The sequence below is a fragment of the Gemmata sp. genome (genome assembly GCF_051859125.1).
Classification (GTDB): domain Bacteria; phylum Planctomycetota; class Planctomycetia; order Gemmatales; family Gemmataceae; genus Gemmata.
Window position 1 is genome coordinate 1 of the sequence record NZ_JBHYGG010000170.1, and the last position, 5,907, is coordinate 5,907.

At 72.9% G+C, this 5,907-nt stretch carries 4 protein-coding genes; 2 read left to right on the forward strand and 2 right to left on the reverse strand.

Going from position 1 to position 5,907, the window contains the following annotated elements:
- The first annotated feature begins 298 nt into the window (after positions 1 to 298).
- Positions 299 to 2,389 carry a protein kinase domain-containing protein gene (locus tag ACTIGN_RS15780; RefSeq protein WP_439625485.1) on the forward strand — a complete coding sequence of 697 codons (2,091 nt, stop codon included), beginning with the start codon at positions 299 to 301 and terminating at the stop codon, positions 2,387 to 2,389.
- Positions 2,390 to 3,162: 773 nt separating this feature from the next.
- Here the strand turns inward: ACTIGN_RS15780 and ACTIGN_RS15785 are convergent.
- Both ACTIGN_RS15785 and ACTIGN_RS15790 read right to left on the reverse strand, forming a co-directional pair.
- Positions 3,163 to 3,456: a hypothetical protein gene (locus ACTIGN_RS15785; protein WP_439625487.1), complete on the reverse strand. Its 294-nt coding sequence runs from the start codon at positions 3,454 to 3,456 to the stop codon at positions 3,163 to 3,165.
- A 141-nt stretch (positions 3,457 to 3,597) separates the two neighbouring features.
- Positions 3,598 to 3,723 carry a hypothetical protein gene (locus tag ACTIGN_RS15790; RefSeq protein WP_439625489.1) on the reverse strand — a complete coding sequence of 42 codons (126 nt, stop codon included), beginning with the start codon at positions 3,721 to 3,723 and terminating at the stop codon, positions 3,598 to 3,600.
- 334 nt (positions 3,724 to 4,057) lie between these two features.
- On the opposite strand from ACTIGN_RS15790, the gene ACTIGN_RS15795 reads away from it, so the two are divergent.
- A complete protein-coding gene (locus ACTIGN_RS15795; protein WP_439625491.1) occupies positions 4,058 to 4,576 on the forward strand; it encodes a hypothetical protein in 519 nt (172 codons plus the stop codon).
- Positions 4,577 to 5,907: the final 1,331 nt, after the last annotated feature.

A 5,907-nucleotide genomic window follows, 5' to 3' on the forward strand; every position in this document is an offset into this window, starting at 1 on the left:
GCCCGGGAGCGGATGGTGGCCCACATCGCCGCGTGGCAGGACCACTTCATCCGCCACGTCCCCCGGCCCGCCGGGAAGTGACACGCGCCCGGGAGGTGGCGGCCGGGGCGCGGGCGCTCCCGCCCGCATACTCCTCGCCCCCCGTGGGCGCCCACACACCGTCCGCGTCGGCGGCAAATCTCGGCGGCGCGTCTCGGCACGCGCCCCATCCGAGGCGAATAATTCTGCCCGCGCCGGCGGGTGTTGCAGTAAACTGACGGCGCCTCCCCCCGCAGCCCTCCCGGCCCAACCTGACCAGATGGACACGACGACCGCCAACGGCGTGCCCGGACCCGACTTGCCCGCGTTCCTCCACGCTGTGCGGGAGAGCGGGTGCGTTCCCCCGGAGCGGTTCGAAGCGTGGCTCGCCGCGGCGCGCCCCGTCTCGGTGCCCGACGCCGTCGCGAGGCTCGCGGCCGACGGCCTCCTCACGGGGTACCAGGCCCGCACGATCCTCCAGGGGAAGGGGCGGCGGCTGACCCTCATGGGGAAGTACCGTGTTCTCGACGAACTCGGGACCGGGGGGGCGGGAGTGGTCCTCCTGGCCGAGCACATCAAGATGCGGAAGCGCGTCGCGATCAAGATCCTCCCGCCCCGCAGGGCCGCCGATCCCGCCACCCTGGCCCGGTTCCGCCGCGAGGCCACCGCGCTCGCGGCCCTCGACCACCCGAACGTCATCCGGGCCCTCGACTGCGACGAGGACGGCGGGGTCCACTTCCTCGCGATGGAGTACGCCGCGGGCGGCGACTTCGGCGCCCTCGTGCGGGCCCGCGGCCCGCTCCCCGTCGGCCAGGCCGTCGAACTCATCGCCCAGGCCGCCGCCGGCCTGGACCACGCGCACCGGGAGGGGTGGGTCCACCGGGACGTGAAGCCGGCCAACCTCCTCGTCACCCCGACCGGGGTGGTCAAGGTGCTCGACCTCGGGCTGGCCCGCCTGTTCGCCGGTGACGACGACGACGGGGTAACGGCCCGGCACGACCCCGGCGCGGTCATGGGAACGATCGACTACATCGCCCCGGAACAGACCCTCGACTCGAGCGGGGTGGACCACCGGGCCGACGTGTACGCCCTGGGCGCGACGTTCTACTTCCTCCTCACCGGGCGGCCGCCGTTCCCGGACGGGACCCCGGCCCAGAAGCTGCTCACCCGCCAGCTCCGCGACCCGGTCCCGGTCCGGCACGCCCGCCCGGACGTCTCCGAAGAGGTGGCCGCCCTGATCGGGCGGATGATGGCCCGGGACCCGGCCGACCGGTACCCCTCGCTCGCGGACGTCGTCGGCGCGCTCCGCGCGCCCGCGGTCGCCGCGGTTGCCGCGGCCGGACCGCCCGCGGTGTGGTCCGACCTCGCCGCGGACCCCGACCCATCCGACGCCCCGGCGGCCCGGCCCCGCCCCGCTCGCGCCTGGTGGGCGGCCGCCGCGGCCGCGCTGGTCGCGGGCGCGAGCCTGGCGGGGTGGACGGCGACGCGCGGGGGGAGGGCCGCGCCGCCCCCGGTGCCGGCCCCCGACCCGGTGACCGACCCGGTGCCGCGGCCGGGCCAAGACGCCACCTTCACCAGGGTCGGGGAGCGGGTCGAGGTGGCCGTTGGCGGCAAGCCGTTCGCGACCTACCTGGCGGACCCGAAGTACTCCATGCCGTTCCTTGCCGACCTCCGCGCCCCGGGCGGGCGGGTCGTGTCCGAAGCCCTTCCCGAAGGAAGCTGGCCGCACACCGTCAAAGCCCCGGGCGTGTGGGGGTGCCTATTCGGCCAGTCGGCAGTTGTCAGGCCGGGCAGGAACCAGTTGACCCGCACGGCGGCGGTTGAGTGGGGAGCGTCCGCCCTCACCGACACCTTGACTTACGCCCAGGGCGTGCGGCTCGAGAAGGTCCGCGCCAACGAGAAGCGGACGATCGATTTCTCGCGGCGCCCGCACGGGGTACTCGTCCGGTGGGCGTCCACGGTCACCGCTGACCCGTTCTCGGTCGTGAACACCAACGAGGGGAACGGGTTCGGGATCCGGCTCGCGCGGACGCAGCGGTGGGAGTTCCGCACCGCGCCGGGCCGCGGCCCCGGCGGGCACGCCCCGTGGATCGAGGCGGCGACCACGACCGACGGCCGGCGGTGGGGGGCCGTGCTGATTCCGCACCCCGAGAACCCGGTCGGGGCGGTCCTGACGGGGAAGCTCGATGGCTCCGGTGCGGAGCTCCGCGGACTGCTGCGCACCCGGGACGCCGAGGCCCCGGGCGTGCCCCTCACCATCGCCCCGGACCGTCCGCTGACGGTGCGGTTCGGGGTGTTCGTGTTCGAGACGCCGGCGGCCGAGCCGATCGACCCGGCCGCCGTGCTCCGCGACTACGCCGCGGGGGGGTGAAGACCTGGCGGCCGGATCGGCCGCGCGCGGCCGTCGTCATCACGAGCGGCGGCTTCCCGTCAGCCCCGCCAACGGACCAGTTCGTGACGGACCCCTTTGGAACCGTCCCGCCGCCCTCGCGGGCGCGTCGATCGCCGCGTTGGTCCCGACAGGGAGCCCGGAGGCGCTGAACCGCTCGCCGTCCTTGGGGTCCGAGACACCCGCGCGTCGTCCTGCGGGCGGTGAGCGGGTGCGGCCCGCGGCCGCTCGAACTGTCCGCGTGCCGGATGGTGACGTGGTTCAACACCGCGAACGTCTCGCCGGCTCGGGGCGGCGTTCGTGCCAGCCCGTGCGACCCCCGCCGGAACGGGCCGACGCCACCAGCCCTTGTTCCACTCGATCCCCTTCGGCTGGGTCTGGTGCCACGGAACGCCGGTCCCCTCGACGAACACGACCCGCCTGGCCGGCGCCCCGCTCCTCCGAGTGCAGCCGCGCCAGCACCGGGGACCGTGGGTCGTGTGCTCGAGGCACCGAGCCGACAGCCTGCGCCGGGCCTGCTGGCACACGGCCGGTCGGGGCCGGAAGTCGTGCGACAGGTGCGGCACTGGGCACCGGTCTTGATGACCCACGGTAGCGCGTCGAACACGTCCCGCAGCGCGCACCCACGCTGGCCGGCGTCCTCGCGCAGCAGGGTCAGGTACGGGCCGCGAACGCCCACCTGTCGTCCGTCACGTCACTCGGGTACGATTGTCGAGTTCCCGGAACCCGTCAGATGGCGACGCAACGAGATAGGCTCACAACAGGCTCAAGCAACCGCCCAGGGTTGACTCCACCACCCACCACCATCTGGCGTGTCGCGTGGTCAGCCGGTGGTGGTCGAGGAGGTGTTCGTCGTCGCACCCGGAGTCTTGCAACCCATCCGCCAGGATCGGCACGCTGTCGTACGCCGCCTCCGCTTCGATCCCGCGGGCCAGCGCGACGACAGCGGAGGTCCGCCAGGCGGGATCGAAGCGCGCCGCGTCTGTGACCCCGAGCGCCTCTTGGGCCACCTCGAACTGGGTCCTTGAATCGCCGACCGCGGCGGCCACTGCGGCGCGGAGGACATTGCGGCCTCGGCCGCGGTCCGGTGGGGGTGCTCGCCCCCGGCCCGCGGCCCCGGTGTACGGGCCGGGGCGTGCGGCCTGGGCCTCGAAGACGGCGACGGAGTCCCCGCACGACGGGCACTCGACTCAGCACCCGACGAGGCGGACGTAGTACCGGGCCGGGACCAGGGAGAGCCGGAGGGGCTGGAGCGTCTCCCTGGGCGAGGGTCGCGCGACTCGCCGGTGGTCGCCCCGACCGTCCGTCTTGATCACCGCCACTCCCGCCCCGGAGGCCGGAACGCATTCATCCCGCCGGTGTGTCGGGGTTCGGCCCTACCGGGTCGGGAACAACCCCCTTCACTTCGGACGTGCCGGACGGGGCACCCGCGCTGCACCGACCCCCGATCGTACGCCCCATCCTAACTTCCCAAGGTGCCCTGTGACTCGCCGTGACGTCCTCTTCGCCCTACCCGCGGCCGCGGCGCTCCCCGGCCTTGCGGGTGCGCAAACGCCCGCGCAACCGGGTGCGCAAACACCCGCGCAGCCAGGTGCGCAAACGCCCCCGCAGCCGGGTGCGCAGGCGGTCCCGCCCAAGGACGCGCTCCTGGTGCCGGCCCTGTTGATCGGCGGCCGCAAGCAGATCGCGAACTGCACATTCGCCCTCACCAAGCTGCAATCGGACGGCGCCAAGGCGTTCGCCCGGGCCGAGATCGCCGAGCACGAGACCCTCAAGAAAACCTTTCAGGGGCTCGGGTACGACTATCCGGTCCGCCCCGCACCGGGCACGCAGCCGGACCGGCCCGCCGCCTGGCTGGTGGCCTCCGGCGGGGCTCCGCTGCCGGTGGAGGCCGCGGGGATGGTGGCGGTGGACCACGAGGTGGCCGACCAGTGCATCGCCAACTACCGCCGCGAGATGGATGCGTTCAGCGGTCGCGAGTTCGACAAGCGCTTCATCGGGCACCAACTCGACGAGCACCTTGCTCTCCTCGACAAGGTTCAGACGTTCCGCCGCCACGCGTCGCCCGAGGCGAGCGCCGTCCTGGCCGAAGGGCAGAAGACTATTGAGACGCACATCGCGACGCTCAAGAAGCTCATGACCGGCTTCGACAAGAACCGGGAGGAGTGACTCCGGGGCTCGGCGGGCCGGCCTCCGCCCGAGGCCGGGCGGGGGCGCACGCTACCCTCGCCCGGCCTCGGGCTCGGACCAGAAGAAGCGCTTGCCAGGGAATACGGTGCCACGGGATTCGGTGTGCGTCAGGAGTTAACTACTACGCGTCGGAACCCAGGGAGTGGCCCGTCGCACGGTACGGCGGGTGCGGACAGATTGAAGCGGTGTGGCCCCGGCGGTCCGCCGGGGCCACCTACAGGAGAGGCGAACATGAAATCACTGCTTTACGCGAGCGCCGCAACCGTCGGCCTGTTCTTGACCGCGGGACCGGCCGACGCCCAGTTCTTACAGGGCCGCGGCGGGTTGGGCGGGGGCGGCATGTACCCCGGCTACGGCTCCTTCAACCCCGGCTACGGCTTCCCCTCCCAGGGCTTGGGGTCCATGTACTCCGGGCGCTCGTATGGGGGGTACGGCTATCAGAACTACAGTCCCTCGTACTACGGATCCCCCTCGTACTATGGATCATCCTCGTACTACGGATCCCCCTCGTACTCCGGCTCGGGCTCCTACTACAGCTCACCTTACTACTCCGGCTCCTCCGGCTACTACACCTCCCCATCGGGCTACAGCTCCCCATCGGGCTACGGCACTGTGACCGCCAGTTACGCGAGCGTCAGCGACCCCTGCTGCTGCACCACCGGCGCGAGTTACTCCGGGCCTAGCATGATGCCCACCGCCTCCGCTCCGGGCTCCGCGACCGGGACCGGGACCGGGACCAATGGCACCATCGTTCCGAGCGGGTACGCGCAGCCGGGCCCGGCCGGTGCGGCACCCAGTGGCGGAACCCCCAGCTCCTACGCCCCGGCCGCGGAGGGGGCGTACCCGGCGTATCCGACCGTGTACGTCTCGGAACCGTACGCGTACTCCGAAGGGTTCGTCCCGAGCGGGCGCCAGTCGCGCGGGTTGTTCGGCGGTCGGCGGCGCTGACCGTTGCCGGGTGAGAGGGAACTGGGGCCGCGGCGCTCGGCGCCGCGGCCCCGCCTCATGCCTGACCCCGCTGCCGTTCTCGCGTTCAGTGCGGATTCAGTGCGGACGTCGCGCGAATTCGGCCCGGGGCGGAGGCACGGAACGGGGCGGGCGACGTGAACCGTTCGCCAGAGGTTACCGGAGTAGCGACGCCGCGACCCGAGACGCGCCAGTGCCCGTCTGAAACGTGACAACGCATACCGGATCTGTTGGGTTCGTATTGGTCCGAGCCCGAGCGCCGAGCGAGGGCCCACGTGGACCCTCGCTCGGCGCTCGGGCTCGGACCCGCCACGGGTCCGGGTCCGCCGGATCTGGCATCACTC